Origin of the sequence: Pseudomonas sp. G2-4 (genome assembly GCF_030064125.1) — a bacterium.
Classification (GTDB): Bacteria; Pseudomonadota; Gammaproteobacteria; order Pseudomonadales; family Pseudomonadaceae; genus Aquipseudomonas.
In genome coordinates this window covers 6155979-6174170 of sequence record NZ_CP125957.1, presented here as the reverse complement: position 1 = coordinate 6174170, position 18192 = coordinate 6155979, and the positions used below count along the sequence as shown (strand labels likewise).

18 protein-coding genes are annotated in these 18192 nt (G+C 62.0%); 8 read left to right on the top strand and 10 right to left on the bottom strand.

The window, feature by feature from the left end:
* Positions 1–7 precede the first annotated feature (7 nt).
* A complete protein-coding gene (locus QNH97_RS27170) occupies positions 8–1204 on the bottom strand; it encodes a class I SAM-dependent rRNA methyltransferase (protein WP_025215997.1) in 1197 nt (398 codons plus the stop codon).
* Between the two features lie 190 nt (positions 1205–1394).
* On the opposite strand from QNH97_RS27170, the gene QNH97_RS27165 reads away from it, so the two are divergent.
* From QNH97_RS27165 to QNH97_RS27155, 3 genes are read left to right on the top strand one after another with little or no spacing between them, the layout of a single operon-like run.
* A complete protein-coding gene (locus QNH97_RS27165) occupies positions 1395–2210 on the top strand; it encodes an HDOD domain-containing protein (protein ID WP_283557559.1) in 816 nt (271 codons plus the stop codon).
* 44 nt (positions 2211–2254) lie between these two features.
* Positions 2255–3067 carry a bifunctional DNA-formamidopyrimidine glycosylase/DNA-(apurinic or apyrimidinic site) lyase gene (mutM, locus tag QNH97_RS27160; RefSeq protein WP_025215995.1) on the top strand — a complete coding sequence of 271 codons (813 nt, stop codon included), beginning with the start codon at positions 2255–2257 and terminating at the stop codon, positions 3065–3067.
* 46 nt (positions 3068–3113) lie between these two features.
* The gene (locus tag QNH97_RS27155; protein WP_283554690.1) at positions 3114–3434 is read left to right on the top strand and encodes a multidrug transporter; all 321 of its coding nucleotides are present in this window, start codon (positions 3114–3116) and stop codon (positions 3432–3434) included.
* A 162-nt stretch (positions 3435–3596) separates the two neighbouring features.
* On the opposite strand, the gene QNH97_RS27150 is transcribed toward QNH97_RS27155, so the two are convergent.
* The 5 genes from QNH97_RS27150 to QNH97_RS27130 form a co-directional block, all read right to left on the bottom strand.
* Positions 3597–3848 (bottom strand): YfhL family 4Fe-4S dicluster ferredoxin, encoded by a 252-nt coding sequence (locus QNH97_RS27150; RefSeq protein ID WP_060740180.1) that lies wholly within the window; start codon positions 3846–3848, stop codon positions 3597–3599.
* Between the two features lie 136 nt (positions 3849–3984).
* Positions 3985–4464, bottom strand: coding sequence for a pantetheine-phosphate adenylyltransferase (gene coaD, locus QNH97_RS27145; RefSeq protein WP_283554689.1), 480 nt, complete (start codon positions 4462–4464; stop codon positions 3985–3987).
* A gap of 115 nt (positions 4465–4579) precedes the next feature.
* Positions 4580–6175 (bottom strand): GMC family oxidoreductase, encoded by a 1596-nt coding sequence (locus QNH97_RS27140; RefSeq protein ID WP_283554688.1) that lies wholly within the window; start codon positions 6173–6175, stop codon positions 4580–4582.
* Between the two features lie 145 nt (positions 6176–6320).
* Positions 6321–6866 carry a twin-arginine translocation pathway signal protein gene (locus tag QNH97_RS27135; protein ID WP_283554687.1) on the bottom strand — a complete coding sequence of 182 codons (546 nt, stop codon included), beginning with the start codon at positions 6864–6866 and terminating at the stop codon, positions 6321–6323.
* A gap of 27 nt (positions 6867–6893) precedes the next feature.
* Positions 6894–8324, bottom strand: coding sequence for a coniferyl aldehyde dehydrogenase (locus QNH97_RS27130; RefSeq protein WP_283554686.1), 1431 nt, complete (start codon positions 8322–8324; stop codon positions 6894–6896).
* A 148-nt stretch (positions 8325–8472) separates the two neighbouring features.
* Here QNH97_RS27130 and QNH97_RS27125 point away from each other — a divergent pair, with 148 nt between their 5' ends.
* On the top strand, positions 8473–9144 hold the full coding sequence (locus QNH97_RS27125; RefSeq protein WP_283554685.1) for a TetR/AcrR family transcriptional regulator: 672 nt from the start codon (positions 8473–8475) through the stop codon (positions 9142–9144).
* A 34-nt stretch (positions 9145–9178) separates the two neighbouring features.
* Complete coding sequence (locus QNH97_RS27120; RefSeq protein ID WP_283554684.1) at positions 9179–10033, top strand: sulfurtransferase; 855 nt, start codon at positions 9179–9181, stop codon at positions 10031–10033.
* Positions 10034–10165: 132 nt separating this feature from the next.
* On the opposite strand, the gene QNH97_RS27115 is transcribed toward QNH97_RS27120, so the two are convergent.
* The 4 genes from QNH97_RS27115 to QNH97_RS27100 are packed head-to-tail and all read right to left on the bottom strand — an operon-like array spanning position 10166 to position 14645.
* Positions 10166–11164: a hydrolase gene (locus QNH97_RS27115; protein WP_283554683.1), complete on the bottom strand. Its 999-nt coding sequence runs from the start codon at positions 11162–11164 to the stop codon at positions 10166–10168.
* Between the two features lie 31 nt (positions 11165–11195).
* On the bottom strand, positions 11196–11807 hold the full coding sequence (rsmD, locus tag QNH97_RS27110) for a 16S rRNA (guanine(966)-N(2))-methyltransferase RsmD (protein ID WP_283554682.1): 612 nt from the start codon (positions 11805–11807) through the stop codon (positions 11196–11198).
* The gene (locus QNH97_RS27105) at positions 11807–13297 is read right to left on the bottom strand and encodes a M16 family metallopeptidase (protein ID WP_283554681.1); all 1491 of its coding nucleotides are present in this window, start codon (positions 13295–13297) and stop codon (positions 11807–11809) included. Before QNH97_RS27105 ends, rsmD begins: the two co-directional genes overlap by 1 nt.
* Entirely contained in the window at positions 13290–14645 is a 1356-nt protein-coding gene (locus QNH97_RS27100) for a M16 family metallopeptidase (RefSeq protein WP_283554680.1), read from the bottom strand. The genes QNH97_RS27105 and QNH97_RS27100 overlap by 8 nt, the downstream gene beginning before the upstream one ends.
* A gap of 344 nt (positions 14646–14989) precedes the next feature.
* On the opposite strand from QNH97_RS27100, the gene ftsY reads away from it, so the two are divergent.
* Genes ftsY through ftsX form a run of 3 tightly spaced genes read left to right on the top strand, consistent with a single transcriptional unit; the run spans position 14990 to position 18122 of the window.
* Positions 14990–16435: a signal recognition particle-docking protein FtsY gene (gene ftsY / locus QNH97_RS27095; protein WP_283554679.1), complete on the top strand. Its 1446-nt coding sequence runs from the start codon at positions 14990–14992 to the stop codon at positions 16433–16435.
* A complete protein-coding gene (ftsE, locus tag QNH97_RS27090) occupies positions 16432–17103 on the top strand; it encodes a cell division ATP-binding protein FtsE (RefSeq protein WP_025215982.1) in 672 nt (223 codons plus the stop codon). Before ftsY ends, ftsE begins: the two co-directional genes overlap by 4 nt.
* Entirely contained in the window at positions 17100–18122 is a 1023-nt protein-coding gene (gene ftsX / locus QNH97_RS27085; RefSeq protein WP_283554678.1) for a permease-like cell division protein FtsX, read from the top strand. Before ftsE ends, ftsX begins: the two co-directional genes overlap by 4 nt.
* The last annotated feature ends 70 nt before the right edge of the window (positions 18123–18192 follow it).

The following is an 18192-nucleotide window of genomic DNA, read 5'->3' as shown; positions in this document are numbered from 1 at the left end:
CCCGGCCTCAGCTGTTGGGCAACAGCCGGCAGGTGATGCTCTTGATGTAGCGGGTTTCGGCAATGGCCGGGTGCACCGGATGGTCCGGCCCCTGGCCGCCGCGCTCGAGCAACTGAATGTTGCGGTCCAGGTGACGGGCACTGGTCAGCAGGATGTTTTGCAGGTCGTCTTCGGGCAGGTGCATCGAGCACGAAGCGCTGACCAGGATGCCGTCCTTGCTGAGCAGGCGCATGGCCTGTTCGTTGAGGCGGCGATAGGCGCCTTCACCGTTTTTCAGGTCTTTCTTGCGCTTGATGAAGGCCGGCGGGTCGGCCACGATCACGTCGAAACGCTCTTCACTGGCCTTGAGTTCCTTCAGGGCTTCGAACACGTCGCCTTCGATGCAGGTCAGCTTCTCGGCGAAGCCATTGAGCGCCGCGTTGCGCTCGACACCGTCGAGAGCGAAGGCCGAGGCGTCGACACAGAACACTTCACTGGCACCGAATGCCGCCGCTTGCACGCCCCAACCACCGATGTAGCTGAACAAGTCCAGGACGCGTTTGCCCTTGGCGTACGGCGCCAGGCGTGCACGGTTCATGCGGTGGTCGTAGAACCAGCCGGTTTTCTGACCTTCCATCACCGGTGCTTCGAACTTCACGCCGTTCTCTTCCAAGGCGACCCATTCCGGCACGAGGCCGAACACGGTCTCGACGTAGCGGTTCAGGCCTTCGGCGTCACGGGCGGCGGAATCGTTCTTGAACAGAATGCCGCTGGGCTTGAGCACCTGGGTGAGGGCGGCGATCACGTCTTCTTTATGGGCTTCCATGGTGGCGGAAGCGATCTGCACCACAAGAATGTCGCCGAAACGGTCGACCACCAGGCCCGGCAACAAGTCGGAATCACCGTAGACCAGGCGATAGAACGGCTTGTCGAACAGCCGCTCGCGCAACGACAACGCCACGTTGAGGCGATGCACCAGCAGGGATTTGTCCAGTGGCAGTTTAACGTCACGGGACAGCAGGCGGGCGCAGATCAGGTTGTTGGGGCTCATTGCGACGATGCCCAGCGGTTTGCCACCGGCGGCCTCGAGGATGGCCTGGTCGCCGGCCTTGAAACCGTGCAGCGGAGTGGCGGCCACGTCGATTTCGTTACTGTAGACCCACAGGTGGCCGGCGCGCAGGCGACGGTCGGCGTTGGCTTTGAGGCGCAGGCTAGGCAGGGACATGACGTCGCTCCGGAAAAAAGAGCGGGAGTATACCGTGTTGCGGTATTGGCGTGCTTGAAGGACGATCGGTGGCCCAGCGGTGTATCGGATCCATCTTTAAGGGTTAGAATCCCCGCCTGACCCAGAGTGTGTACTCATGTCCAAAGAACTTTCCGCCGAACAGATCCAACAGTCCCTGCAAGGCATCAGTGTGCCGCCCCAGCCGCAGATCATGGTGGATCTGCAGATGGAGCAGTACATGCCCGATCCGGACCTGGAGACGATCGCCAAGTTGATCTCCCAGGACCCGGGGCTTTCAGGGGCCTTGCTCAAGATCGTCAATTCACCGTATTACGGCCTGCGCAACAAGATCACCTCGATCCAGCGTGCGGTGAACCTGTTGGGCAGCCGCTCGATCATCAACCTGATCAATGCGCAGTCGATCAAGGGCGAGCTGCACGATGATGCCATCGTCACCTTGAACCGCTTCTGGGATACGGCCCAGGACGTGGCGATGACCTGCCTGACCCTGGCCAAGCGCGTCGGCCTGGAGAATGGCGACGAAGCCTACGCATTGGGCTTGTTCCACGATTGCGGCGTGCCGTTGATGCTCAAGCAGTTCCCCAACTACATGAGCGTGCTGGAGGAGGCCTACGCCAATGCCAGCGCCGAGTGCCGGGTGGTGGACACCGAGAACCGTGTGTTCAACACCAATCATGCGGTGGTCGGTTACTACACCTCAAAATCCTGGCGCCTGCCGGATCACGTCAGCCAGGCCATCGCCAACCACCACAATGCCCTGGCGGTTTTCAGCGACGACTCTTCACGCAACAACAGCCAGCTGAAAAACCTGCTGGCGATCCTGAAGATGTCCGAGAACATCTGTGCTTCCCACCGGGTGCTGGGCAATCAGGCCGAAGACCACGAGTGGGATAGCGTCGGAGCGCTGGTGCTCGATTACATCGGTTTGTCGGAATACGACTTCCAGACCCAGAAACAGGAAATCCGCGACCTCGCTACTCGCTGAGCGCTGAATACAAGCGCCGAGCCTTCGTCTGACTCGAGAGCCCTATGCCAGAACTGCCGGAAGTCGAAACCACCCGCCGCGGAATCGCGCCCCACCTTGAAGGCCAGCGGGTCAGTCGCGTGGTGGTACGCGACCGCCGCCTGCGCTGGCCGATTCCGGAAGACCTCGATGTGCGGCTTTCGGGCCAACGCATCGTGCTGGTGGAGCGGCGGGCCAAGTACCTGCTGATCAACGCCGAAGTCGGCACCTTGATCAGTCATTTGGGCATGTCCGGCAACTTGCGATTGGTGGAAGTCGGCATGCCCGCCGCCAAGCATGAGCACGTGGACATCGAGCTGGAATCCGGCCTGGCCCTGCGCTACACCGACCCGCGGCGTTTCGGGGCGATGCTCTGGAGCCTCGACCCGCTCAACCATGAACTGTTGATTCGCCTCGGACCGGAGCCGTTGACCGATCTGTTCGATGGCGAACGTTTGTTCCAGCTCTCCCGTGGCCGTTCCATGGCGGTCAAACCGTTCATCATGGACAACGCGGTGGTGGTGGGTGTGGGCAATATCTACGCGACCGAGGCGCTGTTTGCCGCCGGCATCGACCCGCGCCGCGCGGCCGGAGGTATTTCCCGGGCGCGTTACCTGAAGCTGGCGATCGAGATCAAACGCATCCTCGCCCATGCCATCGAGCGTGGCGGTACCACGTTGCGGGATTTCATTGGTGGCGACGGCCAGCCCGGCTACTTCCAGCAGGAATTGTTCGTCTACGGCCGGGGCGGGGAGCTGTGCAAGGTGTGTGGCACAGGGTTGCGGGAAATCCGCCTGGGCCAGCGCGCCAGTGTCTGGTGTCCACGCTGCCAGAGCTGATCCGTCTATAGTCAGTAGTCATACTGTTTAGCCGAAGGATCGCCCCATGAATCTGCTTCGACCTGTTGTTCTTGCGCTGCTGCTGAGTGTCGGTTTGCCTGCCTTGGCGAACGAAGGCAGCGGTGACCCGCGCTACACCATCCAGAATCCTCCCGCTTTCGCCATGATCGGCGACCTGCTGATCGCCCGCCCGCTGCTGCTCGCCGCCACTGTGATCGGTGCCGGGGCATTTGTGGTGTCCCTGCCTTTTACTGCGCTGGGCGGTGGGGTTGGTGATGCGGGGAAAGCGTTGGTGGTGGACCCGGCGAAGGCCACGTTTGTGCGGTGCCTGGGGTGCGTTGGGGAAGGATTTGAACGGCAGGAGTGAGGTTGGCAGTTGGATCTTGGGTGTTGCAACGGGCCTCATCGCGAGCAAGCTCGCTCCCACAGGGATCTGCTGTGTTTACACCCTTTGTGCCTGAAGCAAAGCCCCTGTGGGAGCGAGCTTGCTCGCGATGAGGCCCGCACAGACCCTACAAAATAATCTGGCTCAATCCTTACCCGTAATCTTGCGATACTTTGCCATCAACTGCTCTTCCGTTTCCGGATGAGCTTCGTCGAGCGGGATGCAATCCACCGGGCAGACCTGCTGGCACTGGGGTTCGTCGTAGTGGCCGACGCATTGGGTGCACAGGTTCGGGTCGATGACGTAGATCTCTTCGCCTTGGGAAATGGCTTCGTTCGGGCACTCGGGTTCGCAGACGTCGCAATTGATGCAGTCGTCGGTGATGATCAGGGACATGCAGGCTCCTGCCGGGGCGTTGGGCCCGGGCATCTGAAAACGTATGGGCGCAATTGTGCCGCATTGGCGAGCGCAGTGCACGCGGGGGCGATGGACTGCGCTGTGTCGGGCTGCGAAGCGGATCGCAGCCCGCAGGTTATTTCTTGAAGCGCAGGGTCAGCGCATCGGCCACGGCCGGGTGGACGAATTTGGTGATATCACCGCCCAAGGCCGCGATTTCCCGCACCAGGGTCGAAGAAATAAAGGAGTAACGCTCCGACGGTGTCAGGAAAAGGCTCTCGACGTCCGGTGCCAGCTGACGGTTCATGTTGGCCAGCTGGAACTCGTACTCGAAGTCCGAGACCGCCCGCAGGCCGCGCAGGAACACATTGGCGTTCTTTTCCTTGGCGAAATGCGCCAACAGCGTCGAGAAACCGACCACCTCCACGTTGGGCAGATGTTTGGTGACCTCGCGAGCCAGATCTACACGTTGTTCCAGCGGGAACAGCGGGTTTTTCTTCGGGCTGGCGGCGACGGCAATGATCACGTGGTCGAACAGGCGCGAGGCGCGTTCGACCAGATCGCCATGGCCCTTGGTAATAGGGTCGAAGGTACCTGGGTACAACACTCGGTTCATCGCGTCGTCCTGGTGGGTGTCCGTTGGGGAGTCGGATGGTATCGCAGCCTTCTCGGTCGGCCAAGTCGGCTGTTGGGTAAGAAAGCACTATAGACGTTGCGAATAATCCATATATTCATGATTTTTTCAGACGTTCGGCCAAGGAAGTCGCCAGTTGAGCGGTCAGACCGTACACCGACAACTGTGGGTTGGCGCCGATGCTGGTGGGGAACAGCGAGCCGTCATGGATCGAAAGATTACCCAGTTGATGATGACGGCCAAGGCTGTCGGTGACGGCGGTTTTCGGATCTTCTCCCATGGCACAGCCACCCATCACGTGGGCGCTGCCCAGGCGCGTGCGGTACAAAGCAAGGTCCAAGCCGTCGATCAGCGTGCGGGCTTCGGCCAGGGTTTTCACGTAGCGGGCATCGCTGTGCATCGGCATGACCGTCTTGGCGCCGCCGGCGAACTGAATCTCGGCCATGCTGTGGAATGCCCGGCGCAAACCGTCCCAGGCGTAGGGCGACACCGCGTAATCGAGCACGGGCGTGCCGTCGCTGCGCAACTCGACGTTGCCGCCGGGGCTGTCCGGATGAAACCCGTCGCGTAACAACGCCAGCATGGCGTGGGTGTGGGGCAGTTGCGCCATGTGCAGGGCGTTCTCGCTGCCGAACCCGCCCAATAGCGTGGCGGCGAGAGCCGGATGCAAGGGCGGGACCTCAAGCTTGTAGGACATCTTGCCGGCAGTACCATCCTGCCATTGGAAATGATCCGAATAAATCGACTGCGGCGCGCCGTAGAACGGGTTGATGACCTCGTCGAATTGCCCGGCGGACATGTTCACCAGATGCAGGAAAGTGCGCTTGCCCAGGCGTTCATGCGGGTCCGGCGCGTCGGAGCGCAGCAGCAGGGCCGGGCTGTTGATACCACCGCCGGCCAGTACGTAGTGGCGCGCCCTGACCGTAATGCGTCGCCCAGTCGGCGCCACGCAGCGCTCGTCCATGGCCACGCACTCAAGCCCGGTGACCGCATCGTTCTTGATGGTCAGATGGTCGGCCCGCGCCAGGTAAAGCAGTGCCCCACCCTTGTCCAGCGTGGCCGGAATGGTGGTGACCAGCATCGACTGTTTGGCGTTGGTCGGGCAGCCCATGCCGCAATAGCCCAGGTTCCAGCAGCCGCGCACATTGCGCGGAATCACGTGCCAGCTATAACCCAATTGCTCACAGCCTTTGCGGATTACGTCGTTGTTGGCATTGGGTGGGATCAGCCAGGGCGCCACACCCAGGCGTCGTTCCATCTGCTCAAACCAGGGCGCCATTTCAGCGGGGCTGTGGCCCTTGACGTTGTGCTCGGCCGCCCAGTGGTCGAGGGTCTGGTCGGGTGTGCGGAAGCAGGAGGTCCAGTTGATCAACGTCGTGCCACCGACCGCCCGGCCCTGGAGAATGGTGATGGCGCCGTCCTTGCTCAGGCGCCCGAGGCCTTCCTGGTAGAGGCTGGTGTAGGCCTGGTCCTCGAGCAGCTTGAAGTCATGGCTGGTCTTGAGTGGGCCTTCCTCGATCAGCAACACGTTGTAGCCGGCTGCGCTGAGGATTTCGGCCGTGGTGCCGCCCCCCGCGCCGCTGCCGATGATCGCCACGTCCGCTTCCAGGGTCAGGTTCTGGGTCAACTGCGCGCCGTTGTAGGTGATCCAGCCACGGGCCAGGCCTTCGCGGAAGGGATCGGGTATGGGCATGTTCAGGTTCTCTTGTTGTTATGGATCTGCGATGCCCTCCCGTGGGAGCGAGCTTGCTCGCGATGGCGTCAGATCAGGCGCAACTGCATTGACTGACACACCGCCATCGCGAGCAAGCTCGCTCCCACAGGATTTCACTTGGTTTTCAAATCTTGGGCGGGCCCGGATACCCACAATGCGCCCAGGCCTCGGCCCGGCTGTACCACGCCATCATCACCATTTGCAGCAGTGAGCTGTGGCCTTGTCGCAGGAGGTCCAGCGAGCTGTTTTCCCACCGTTCGAGGAACTGGCGGATGTCATCGGCGCTGGCGTTTTCCCATGAGCCCCAGATCCCGGTCAACGGCCCACGAGTCACACCCAGCGTGAGCACATCGAACAGTTGGCGGGTGAGCTTGAGCACGGCCGGAGACAGGTGAGCCAGGCCGGTGTCGAGGCATTGCAGAGTGGCTGCAGCGGCGGCGGGAATCTTCCCAGCGGCCACGGCGCCGTCCAGCATCACCGGGATGACGGCACGCAAGAACGGCAGATCGCTGTCACGCAGGGCCGCCAGACCGCTGGCCGGTTGGTGGGGCGAGCAACCGCTCAGGCTGGCGCCCAGCCCAACGGTGGCCAGGAACGCGCTGGCGCCGAGGCTGAATTTCAGCAGGCCGCGCCGTGACAGGGCGGGTGTATCGATCAGGCTTGGGTTCATTATTGTTATTACCCGGGCAAACTCGCGTTAGCGGACGAACAGCTTCTGGATCAGTTTCTGCAAAGTCTTGCCGTAGGGCGGATAGATCAGCTTTGCGGCATTGAATCGCTGCTTGGTGAGCACGCCTTTGGCTTTGCTGAAGGTCAGGAAACCTTCGTGCCCGTGGTAGTGCCCCATTCCCGAGGCGCCGATGCCGCCGAACGGCAAGTCGTCCTGGGCAACGTGCAACAGCGTGTCATTCAGGCAGACGCCGCCGGAATGGGTCTCGTGGAGTACGCGATTCTGTTCGGCCTTGTTGTAGCCAAAATAGTAGAGCGCCAACGGACGAGGTCGCTGATTGATGTAGGCAAATGCCTGGTCGAGATTGTCATAAGGCACGATAGGCAGCAGCGGGCCAAAGATTTCATCCTGCATGACGGTCATGTCATCGCTGACGTTGAGCAACAGGCTGTGGGCCATGCGCCGCCCCTGGCCTTCATCGAACAACTCGATCAGCAACGCGCCCTTGCTGGTGGCGTCGCTGATGTAACCGCTAAGTCGCGCCAGCTGTCGTTCGTTGATGATCGCGGTGTAGTCCGGGTTGTCAGCCAAGGTTGGATAGAACCCGCGAACCGCCTGGCGATAGGCTTCTACGAATTCACCTACACGGCTTTGCGGCACCAGCACGTAGTCTGGTGCCACGCAGGTTTGCCCGGCATTCAGGGTTTTGCCAAAGGCAATACGCGCAGCGGCGTCCTGGAGGGGGACGTCGACGGACACGATGGCTGGCGATTTCCCACCCAGCTCGAGGGTGACCGGGGTCAGGTTCTCGGCGGCGGCACGCATCACGTGCCTGCCGATGCTGGTGGCACCGGTGAACAACAGGTGATCGAAGGGCAACTTGGAAAATGCCATGCCGACCTCAGCCTTGCCGAGCACTACACAGACCAGGTCCTGGGGAAAGACCCGAGCCAGCAATTGTTTGAGCAGCAGCCCGGTCGCCGGGGTCGATTCGCTGAGTTTGAGCATCACCCGGTTGCCCGCCGACAACGCCCCCACCAACGGACCGACGGCCAGGAACAGCGGGTAGTTCCACGGCACGATGACTCCGACCACACCCAATGGTTGATACACCACCTTGGCCGACGCCGGTTGAAAGGCCATGCCGACCTTGCGCCGGGAAGGTTTCATCCAACCCTTGAGGTTCCGGCTGGCGTAATGGATGCCGTGCAGGCTTGGCATCAGCTCGGCCAACAGCGTTTCGTCGGCGCTGCGGTGGCTGAAATCCTGGCTGATGGCATCGATCAACGCCTGTCGTTCGTTGCTCAACAGTTCCCGCAATGCCTTGAGCCATTGCTGGCGCTGTTCGGCCGGTGGCATCGGATGGGCGGCATAAGCCTGGCGCTGGGCATCGAAGAGCGCCCGCAGCTCGTCCAGTTGCTGTTGAGATTCGTGCAGGTAAGCAACGTCGGCAGGCATTGTCGGGCACCGGATATTCTTGGAATGGGTGATTTCTAGAGCTTGTACTCTATAAAGTCAATGGCATCTGTAGCGGCTTTGGGTTTTTCCTGTGACCGATAGGTCGTAAGATGCCATTCAATGCCTTCGTCGAAATAAAGCCCAAACCATGGCCCCACGAATGAAAACCAGCGAGCGCATCGTGCAAAACAGCCTCGAGCTGTTCAACCAGCAGGGTGAGCGCAGTGTCAGCACCAATCACATTGCCGCCCACATGGACATGTCCCCGGGCAACCTCTACTACCACTTTCCCAATAAGCAGGCGATCATCGCCGTGCTGTTCAGCGAATACGAAAACCTGGTGGACAGCTTCCTGCGTCCGCCCCAGGGCCGGGCGTCTACGGTGGACGACAAGCGTTTCTACTTGCAGGAACTGCTGTCGGCGATGTGGCGCTACCGGTTCTTGCACCGGGACCTGGAACACCTGCTCGACAGCGACCCAGACCTTGCGGCTCGCTATCGTCGGTTTTCCCAGCGCTGCCTGATCCACGGTACGGCCATCTACGAGGGCTTCGTGGCGGCCGGTATCCTGAAGATGGACCGGGTGCAGATCGAGTCCCTGACCCTCAACGCCTGGATTATTCTCACGTCCTGGGTGCGATTCCTGTGTACGACGCGAGAAAACTCCAACCATCTGAGTGAACAGGCCATCAAGCGTGGCGTCTACCAGGTGCTGGTGCTGGAGGCCGGCTTCGTGACCGATCAGGCCCGCGAAGCGGTGGATGCACTGTTCAAAGAGTATTACGTCCCCCTGGCCCGGACCCTGGAAGAAGGGCAGTAGCATCGGACCCTCGACTTAGCCACAGGAGCTCAGCATGCCCATCGCGCAACTCATCAGCCCTCAAACCCTTGAGCAGCAAATGTCACGGCCCGGGCTGGTGATCCTCGATTGTCGTTTCGCCCTGGAAGACCCCGATTACGGTCAGCGCAGCTACGCCGAGGGCCATATCGCCGGAGCGTCGTTCGCGGACCTCGAGCGAGATTTGAGCGGGCCGGTGACCAAGGGCGTGACCGGACGTCATCCGCTCCCGGAGCCCGAGGCCTTGATAGAGCGCCTGCAAGCCTGGGGCATCAGCAACGACAGCGACATCGTGCTGTATGACGACGGCCCCGGCGCCTATGCCGCCCGAGCCTGGTGGTTGCTGGCCTGGCTGGGTAAACGTGATGGTGTGTTCATCCTCGACGGCGGGCTCAAGGCCTGGCATGCCGCCGGCCTGCCGCTGAGTCTCGATCCGCCGCTGGACCGTCGCGGGACCTTAAGTGGTTCGCCGGACGCGGCCTTGGTCCTCAATGCCCAAACGCTGCAACAGCGCCTCGGCCAGCCGGACATGACCCTGCTGGATGCCCGGGCGTTACCGCGCTTCAAGGGTGAAGTCGAGCCGATCGACCCCGTGGCCGGGCACATTCCCGGCGCCCAATGCGCAGCGTTCACCGACAACCTCGGCGTAGACGGGCGCTTCTTGTCGGCGGATCAGCTCAAGCAGCGCTTCGCCGAAAAGCTGGGGGAGCGTTCGCCGACTGATCTGGTGGCTTACTGCGGCTCCGGCGTGACGGCGTGCCATAACCTGTTTGCCTTGTGCCTGGCAGGCTATCCGTTGGGAAGGTTGTACGCCGGCTCGTGGAGCGAATGGATCACCGATCCGCAGCGCGGCGTGGCGAAGGGCGAATAGTGCTATTGGCAAGGGAGCTTTTGGTGGCGAGGGAGCTTGCTCCCGCTGGGCTGCGAAGCGGCCCGCCTTTCGGTGAGTGCTGCGCACTCAAGCGGGAGCAAGCTCCCTCGCCACCAAAAGCCACGCCACGGCTCATTCACGAGCCAGATGGGCCAACCATGTAGGAATCCGCCGCTCCAGGTAATACCCCGGACGCCGCAAGGTCCCTTCGACAAACCCCACATGCCCGCCCTGGGCGTGTAGCTCAAGTTGGGTCGAGGCGGACAACTCGCCGGGTTCGGGCAAGCTGTGCGGAAATACGAAGGGATCGTCGGCGGCCTGGATGACCAGGGTCGGTGTCGTGATCCTGCCCATGAAATAGCGACTGGAGGCGCGGCGATAGTAATCCGCCGCATCCGAGAACCCGTGCAACGGCGCCGTTATACGGCCATCGAAATCCCAGAAGGTGCGCATGTTTTCCAGCGGGCCAAGCGCCGCCAGGGTCGCCAGGCCTTCGTGGCGTCCGTCATGCTGGAATTGGCGTTGTTTGTTGCGCACGTAGGCCACCATTTGCCGCATGAAGTGCGCCTGGTAGAACTTGGAAAATCCCTGGCCAATGCGATCGGCGCACTGGTCGAGGCGGAACGGCACCGAGACCGCCACTGCCCCCTGTAACTGGCTGTCGCCGCCGGTTTCCCCCAGGTGCTTGAGCAGCACGTTGCCGCCCAGTGAATAACCCACCGCAAACAGCGGCGCCAACGGCCGTCGGGCCCGAAGGTGGGTGATCGTGGCGGCCAGGTCTTCGCTGACGCCGGAGTGATAGCTGCGGGGCAACAGGTTCGGTTCGCCCGAACAGCCGCGCCAGTTCAGGGCGACACTGGCCCAACCCTTGCCGCCGAGGGCTTGTTGCAGGCCGGCGACGTAAGGCGAGTTGGAAGAACCCGTCAGGCCGTGCAGCACCAGCACCAGTGGCGCATCGGCGCTGTGGGGGCCATGCCAGTCGAGGTCGAGGAAATCGCCGTCATCCAGCCAGAGGCGCTCGCGCTCGCGTTCGACGTGGGTGGTCTTGCGCCACAGTGGCCCCCACAAGGTTTGCAAGTGCGGGTTGCCAAGGCCCAAGGCAGGGACGAAACGCTCAGATGCAGCGGACATCATTATTATTCTCGATGCACTGGTCAGCCGTTCAGCTAACGGTCTCTGCCAGACGTTGCCACAACGCGTAGTACACCCGTCCAGACCTCTGCTCGCGATGCAGGCGCCAATTGCCCGGCAAGCCAAGGGTGGACGGGGCGGTCTCGCTTTCAGTGTAGACCCAGGCGTCCTCGGCCAGCCAATGCCGTTCCTCAAGCAAGGCACAGACCGCTGGCAGCAGATTCTGGTTGAACGGCGGGTCGAGGAACACCAGGTCAAACGGGGTCGCCGGTTGGCTGTCGAGGTAGCGCAGCGCGTCAGCCGTTTGTACTTGGCCGACGGTGCAGCGCAGGGTACCCAGGTGTTCTTTCAGGCTGGAGACCGCCAGGCTACTGGCGTCCAATGCCTGGCCCATGGCCGCGCCACGGGACAGCGCTTCGAGAAACAGCGCACCGCTGCCGGCGAACGGGTCGAGCACTCGGGCGCCCGCTACGTAAGGCGCGAGCCAGTTGAACAGGGTTTCGCGCACCCGGTCCGGAGTCGGTCGAAGGCCGGGTGCATCGGGGAAGCTCAAGCGGCGGCTGCGCCATTCGCCGCCGATGATGCGCAATTGATTCACCCCGTTGTGAACGGGTTTCTTGCTGGAATTCGATGGGCGGGCCATTAGTGCTCCGGAACCCCGAGCGGCTGCTCGGCAGGTTTGTCAGTAGGGGCCGGTAGCGGCTTTTGCGGCACGGTCGGGCCGGCAGTGACGATGATCATTTTATCGGTGTTCAGGTGTTTGTTCAGCGCGGCCCTGACCTGCTCGATCGTCAGGTCCTGGGACTGGCGCATGAAGTCCTCCAGGTAGCTCAGCGGCAAGTCATAGAAACCCATCGCGCCGAGCTGGCCGACAATATCGGCGTTGCTGGCGGTGGACAGCGGGAAACTGCCGGCCAGCTCACGCTTGGCGTCATCGAGTTCTTTCTGGGTGGGGCCGTTCTTGAGGTAGTCGGCAAACACCTCCTGCACCAATCTCAACGTGCCTTCGCTCATCTCGGCACGGGTTTGCAGGTTGATCATGAACGGGCCACGGGCCTGCATCGGTGTAAAGCCCGAGTAAACGCCGTAGGTCAGGCCGCGCTTCTCCCGGACCTCGGTCATCAACCGCGTGCCGAAACCACTGCCGCCGAGAATCTGGTTGCCCAAGGACACTGCGGCATAGTCTGGATCGTCCCGATCGATACCCAATTGCGCGAGCATCAGGTTGGTCTGCTTGGACGGAAACTCGATGTGAGTGACGCTCGCCTTCGGTTCCACCGGCGGTGGGGTTTGCGCCAGGGCCGGGCCCTTGGGCAATGCGGCGGACACCTGGCTGGCAATCGCTTCGGCTTCGGCGCGGGACAGGTCGCCCACCAGCGCGATCACCGCGTTGCCGGCGGCATAAGCCTTGGCATGGAAAGCCTGAGCCTGGGCCAGCGTGATCGGTGGAATGCTTTCTGCGGTGCCGTCACTGGAGTGGGCATAAGGATGATCGCCGTACAGGCGCTTCATCAATTCCAGGCCTGCGAGCTTGCCGGGATTTTGTTTCTGGTATTCGAAACCGGCGAGCATCTGGTTCTTGATGCGGGCGAAGGAGTCGGCGGGGAAGGTCGGTTTACCGACGACTTCGGCGAACAGCTTCAGCGCCGACTCACGCTTGTCCACCGCGCTCAGGCTGCGCAGCGATGCCACGGCCATGTCCCGGTAGGCGCCGTTGCCGAAATCCGCGCCGAGACTTTCAAACCCTTCGGCAATGGCGCTGACGTCCTTGCCGGCCACGCCTTCGTTGAGCATGGCATTGGTCAGCAGGGCAAGACCGGGGGCGTCGCCGTCCTGACTGCTGCCAGCGGCGAAGGTCAGGCGTAGGTCAAACATCGGCAATTCCCGGGCTTCGACGAACAGCACCTGGGTGCCGTCGGCGGTTTTCCAGGTTTGCACGTCCAGTTGGCGGCGACTGGGGGCCTTGTCGTCCAGTTCAGCCAGGGATTGCAGCTTGTTGCCGGACTTGGCTTTATCCAAGGCCTGGCTCGCGATGACACCCGTGGTGGGGGACAGGTAAAAGGCCAGGGCGCCGATCAGTGCGACAGACACCAGGCCGATCAGCACCAGGCGCGATGATTTGCGCTCACTCATGAGCTTTCTCCTCGGGCAGGACATGCGCAACACTCAGGCGCGAGCGGGTGAAATACAGCTGGGCTGCCTTCTGGATATCTTGGGGGGTCACGCTTTGCAGTTCGGCGAGCTCGGTGTCCATCAGCTTCCAGGACAACCCGACGGTTTCCAACTGACCGATGGCGGTGGCCTGGCTGGTGATCGAATCGCGCTCATACACCAGGCCGGCGATGACCTGGGCGCGCACGCGCTCCAGTTCTTCGGCGGTCGGGGCGGTGGTTTTCAACTGATCGAGCAGGCGCCACAGACCGGCTTCAGCCTGGGCGAGGGTTTTGTTTTTCTGCGTGTTGGGCGTTGCCGACAGAGTGAACAGCGTATCGCCACGGGTGTAGGCGTCGTAGCTCGACGATCCGCCGGACACCAGCTCTTCGCCGCGCTCCAGCTGGGTCGGGATCCGGCCGCTGTAGCCGCCGTCCAGCAGGGCCGAGATCAGCCGCAGGGCGTTGACCGAGGTTTTGTCCGTTGCGGTCGCGATGCTGGGCACATTAAAGGCCAGCATCAGGCTTGGCAGCTGGGTCTGCACATGCAGGGTGATCTGGCGCTCGCCGGGTTCGGCCAGTTCCAGGGGGATTTTCGCCACCGGCACGTCGCGCCGGGCAATCGGGCCGAAGTAACGCTGGGCCAGGGCCTTGACCTCGTCTGGCGTCACGTCGCCAACCACCACCAGGGTCGCGTTGTTCGGGGTGTACCAAGATTCGTACCAGTGGCGCAGCTCCTCGACGGTCATCCGGTCCAGGTCGGCCATCCAGCCGATGGTCGGTGTGTGATAACCGCTGGCCGGATACGCCATGGCCTTGAAGCGCTCGTAGGCCTTGGACATAGGCTTATCGTCGGTGCGCATGCGGCGCTCCTCCTTGATCACCTCGATCTCGCGGCTGAACTCTTCGGGCGGCAGGCGCAGGCTGGCCATGCGGTCGGCTTCCAGTTCGAAGGCCACACCCAGGCGATCCCGGGCCAGTACCTGGTAGTAAGCAGTGAAGTCATCGCTGGTGAAGGCGTTTTCTTCAGCGCCAAGATCCCGCAGGATCAGCGACGCTTCGCCGGGGCCGACTTTCTCGCTGCCTTTGAACATCATGTGTTCCAGGGCGTGGGACAAACCGGTCTGGCCCGGCGTTTCGTAACTGGAGCCGACCTTGTACCAGACCTGGGACACGACCACGGGCGCACGATGGTCTTCGCGCACCACGACCTTCAGGCCGTTGTCGAGGGTAAATTCGTGGGTGGGTTGTGGATCGGCAGCCAGGACTGAAAAGGGCAGACAAACTGTGCTGAGCAGCAGGCCTGCAGCACGGCGGGCAAGAGCATTCATTCGTGTTTAAACCTGTTGGGCTGCCCGCTAGGTCTTAGCGTCGGCGGGCGAGAGGGTGCTAGGATAACGGTCCGTTTTACTGGCGGCCACGCCTATCGGGCCTTTTATCGGTCCCGGGCTGTTTGGGTTCTCCGGAGAAACCCTGGGTTTGTTCGTTGATCCCTGCGTTTTCGCCGATGATGCCGTGCCAGTCCTTCGAAAAAATCGACGATGAGGTGTCCTTGGGACATTTCGACAATCTGTTGCGCGTGAACAAGCTGGATGAAACGCAGTCTGTTCAGCATCGAATATTTATTACCGAAGCGCCCTCGTGGCGCTTCGCTACCGTGAGATAGCCGTCCTCCATGTTTGGTTCCAACGACGACAAGAAGACCCCAGCTGCGGCTGGCGAGAAAAAAGGCCTGTTCGGATGGCTGCGCAAGAAGCCGCAGGAAACCGCCGTCGAACAGCCAGAAGCACTGCCGGATCCCGCCGCCGTCGAGACTGTGGCCGAAGAAGAAGCGGCGCCCATCGTCTTGCCGATGGCCGAGCCAGTGCTGCAACCGGTCGAGCCTGAGGTCGCTGTCGGGCAGGTGGTCGAGCAGCCGCTGACCCCGCCCGCCGAGCACACGCCGTGGCTGACCTTGCCGGTGGCGGAAGAGCCGGTCGCGCTGGTGGAAGAGGACGCACAGGTACCCCATGTCTCTCCACCGATTCCGGCTCCGACACACGCTGTCGAGGTGCCAATCGTCGAACCGGTCATTGAACCGCCGGTCGCCGCCATTGCGCCTGTGATTGCGCAAGCCGCCCCCGAACCAGAACCCACGCTGTTGGAAACCGTTGCTCCGGCCGAGCCCGTACGTACCGCCGAGGAGAGTAAGGTCGGTTTCTTCGCCCGCCTCAAGCAAGGCCTGTCCAAGACCAGCGCCAGCATCGGCGAAGGCATGGCCAGCCTGTTCCTGGGCAAGAAAGTCATCGATGACGAATTGCTCGAAGACATCGAAACCCGCCTGCTGACCGCCGATGTCGGCGTCGAGGCCACCTCGGTGATCATCCAGAGCCTGACCCAGAAGGTCGCACGCAAACAGCTGACCGATGCCGACGCGCTGTACAAGTCCCTGCAAGACGAGTTGACCAGCCTGCTCAAACCGGTGGAACAGCCACTGGTGATCGCTTCGCAGAACAAGCCGTTCGTGATTCTGGTGGTGGGCGTCAACGGCGCCGGCAAGACCACCACCATCGGCAAACTGGCGAAGAAGCTGCAGCTTGATGGCAAGAAAGTCATGCTGGCCGCCGGTGATACCTTCCGTGCCGCCGCTGTCGAACAACTGCAAGTATGGGGTGAGCGCAACAAGATTCCGGTGATCGCCCAGCACACCGGCGCCGACTCCGCTTCCGTGATCTTCGACGCCGTGCAGGCCGCCAAGGCCCGTGGCATCGACGTGCTGATCGCCGACACGGCCGGTCGCCTGCACACCAAAGACAACCTGATGGAAGAACTGAAAAAGGTTCGCCGGGTGATTGGCAAGCTCGATGCCGACGCCCCCCACGAAGTGCTGTTGGTGCTGGACGCCGGTACCGGCCAGAACGCCATCAACCAGGCCAAGCAGTTCAACCAGACCGTCGAACTGACCGGGCTGGCCCTGACCAAACTCGACGGCACCGCCAAGGGCGGGGTGATTTTCGCCCTGGCCAAGCAATTCGGCCTGCCTATTCGCTACATCGGCGTGGGTGAAGGCATCGACGATTTGCGCACCTTTGAAGCCGAGCCCTTTGTCCAGGCACTGTTTGCCGAGCGGGAGCATTCATGATTCGTTTCGAACAGGTCGGTAAACGCTATCCGAACGGTCACGTCGGCTTGCATGAGCTGAGCTTTCGGGTCCGTCGCGGCGAGTTTCTGTTTGTCACCGGCCATTCCGGCGCCGGCAAAAGCACCTTGCTGCGCCTGCTGCTGGCGATGGAGCGGCCCTCCACCGGCAAGCTGCTGCTGGCCGGCCAGGACCTGAGCACCATCAGCAATGCCCAGATCCCTTACCTGCGGCGGCAGATCGGCGTGGTGTTCCAGAATCACCAGTTGCTGTTCGATCGCACCGTGTTCAATAACGTGGCGTTGCCGTTGCAGATCCTTGGCCTGTCCAAGGCCGAGATCGTCAAGCGTGTGGATTCGGCCCTGGAGCGTGTGGCCCTGTCGGACAAGACCGACCTCTACCCCGGCGACCTGTCCACCGGCCAGCAACAGCGCGTCGGCATCGCCCGCGCCATCGTCCACCGCCCGGCCTTGCTGCTGGCGGACGAACCCACCGGTAACCTCGACCCGCGTCTGGCGGCGGAAATCATGGGCGTGTTCGAAGACATCAATCGTCTGGGCACCAGTGTGCTGATCGCCAGTCACGACCTGGCGCTGATCGCGCGCATGCGTCACCGCATGCTCACCTTGCAACGCGGTCGATTGATCGGTGACGGGGAGGCCGGCGTATGAGTGCGACTCGCAGCCCGAAAGTGGCCGAACGGGTGGCCCCGAAAGCCTCCGACCCGCAGCCGCAAAAGAAAAAGCGCGACGATGACGACGGTCCGGACTTCGCCACGCTGTTGCGCGCCTGGATCGAAAGCCATCGCGCCAGCCTGCTGGACAGCCTGCGGCGCCTGGGCAAGCAACCCATCGGCAGTTTCTTTACCTGCATGGTGATGGCGGTGGCCCTGAGTTTGCCCATGGGTCTGTCATTACTGCTAAGCAATGTGGAGCGCCTGGGTGGTTCCTGGCAGCGTGCGGCGCAGATTTCACTGTACCTGCAACTGGAGGCGACCCCGACCGAAGGCCAGGCGCTGCGCGAGCAGATCAAAGCCATGCCGGGCGTGGCCGATGCCGAATACATCAGCCGCGAGCAAGCGCTGGAAGAGTTCCAGCAGCAGTCCGGCCTGGGCGAAGCCCTCAAGGAACTGCCGGACAACCCGCTGCCAGGCGTAGTGCTGGTGACGCCGAATGAAGTCGACAAGCCGACCCTTGAAGCATTAAGACAAAGACTTTCCGAATTGCCGAAGGTACAACAGGCACAACTTGATCTAGTCTGGGTCGAGCGTCTGGCGGCGATACTCAAGCTCGGTGACCGGTTTGTCTTCGGCCTGACGGTGCTTCTGGTGTCTGCATTACTTTTGGTGATAGGCAATACCATTCGTCTTCATATTGAAAACCGCCGCACCGAGATAGAAGTGATTAAACTCGTCGGCGGCACGGACAGTTATGTACGCAGGCCCTTCCTTTATATGGGGGCGCTGTATGGCTTCGGTGCCGGGATTCTGTCCTGGGGTGTATTGGCGTTCGGCCTGGATTGGCTGAACGACGCGGTCGTGGGGCTGGCCGGTTTGTATGGCAGTGATTTTGCGCTGGCCGGAGTACCGGCCGCCGACGGTCTGTCGCTCTTGCTTGGCGCGGTGCTGTTGGGTTATATCGGTGCCTGGATTGCGGTAGCACGCCACTTGCGTGAGCTTGCGCCAAAATAGGGTTTTTTGCGTGTATTGACCTTTCGGTTTTTGTGGGACCTTGTCCTACGGTTCCCGGTCAATTTTCGCA

Coding starts and splice junctions, on each gene's coding strand:
- QNH97_RS27150 (WP_060740180.1), bottom strand. CDS start 3,848: ATGTCCCTGATCATCACCGACGACTGCATCAATTGCGACGTCTGCGAA.
- QNH97_RS27135 (WP_283554687.1), bottom strand. CDS start 6,866: ATGAACCCAAGCCTGATCGATACACCCGCCCTGTCACGGCGCGGCCTG.
- ftsY (WP_283554679.1), top strand. CDS start 14,990: ATGTTTGGTTCCAACGACGACAAGAAGACCCCAGCTGCGGCTGGCGAG.
- ftsX (WP_283554678.1), top strand. CDS start 17,100: ATGAGTGCGACTCGCAGCCCGAAAGTGGCCGAACGGGTGGCCCCGAAA.
- QNH97_RS27105 (WP_283554681.1), bottom strand. CDS start 13,297: ATGAGTGAGCGCAAATCATCGCGCCTGGTGCTGATCGGCCTGGTGTCT.
- QNH97_RS27125 (WP_283554685.1), top strand. CDS start 8,473: ATGGCCCCACGAATGAAAACCAGCGAGCGCATCGTGCAAAACAGCCTC.
- QNH97_RS27140 (WP_283554688.1), bottom strand. CDS start 6,175: ATGCCCATACCCGATCCCTTCCGCGAAGGCCTGGCCCGTGGCTGGATC.
- QNH97_RS27100 (WP_283554680.1), bottom strand. CDS start 14,645: ATGAATGCTCTTGCCCGCCGTGCTGCAGGCCTGCTGCTCAGCACAGTT.
- QNH97_RS27170 (WP_025215997.1), bottom strand. CDS start 1,204: ATGTCCCTGCCTAGCCTGCGCCTCAAAGCCAACGCCGACCGTCGCCTG.
- QNH97_RS27130 (WP_283554686.1), bottom strand. CDS start 8,324: ATGCCTGCCGACGTTGCTTACCTGCACGAATCTCAACAGCAACTGGAC.
- ftsE (WP_025215982.1), top strand. CDS start 16,432: ATGATTCGTTTCGAACAGGTCGGTAAACGCTATCCGAACGGTCACGTC.
- QNH97_RS27120 (WP_283554684.1), top strand. CDS start 9,179: ATGCCCATCGCGCAACTCATCAGCCCTCAAACCCTTGAGCAGCAAATG.
- mutM (WP_025215995.1), top strand. CDS start 2,255: ATGCCAGAACTGCCGGAAGTCGAAACCACCCGCCGCGGAATCGCGCCC.
- QNH97_RS27115 (WP_283554683.1), bottom strand. CDS start 11,164: ATGTCCGCTGCATCTGAGCGTTTCGTCCCTGCCTTGGGCCTTGGCAAC.
- coaD (WP_283554689.1), bottom strand. CDS start 4,464: ATGAACCGAGTGTTGTACCCAGGTACCTTCGACCCTATTACCAAGGGC.
- rsmD (WP_283554682.1), bottom strand. CDS start 11,807: ATGGCCCGCCCATCGAATTCCAGCAAGAAACCCGTTCACAACGGGGTG.
- QNH97_RS27155 (WP_283554690.1), top strand. CDS start 3,114: ATGAATCTGCTTCGACCTGTTGTTCTTGCGCTGCTGCTGAGTGTCGGT.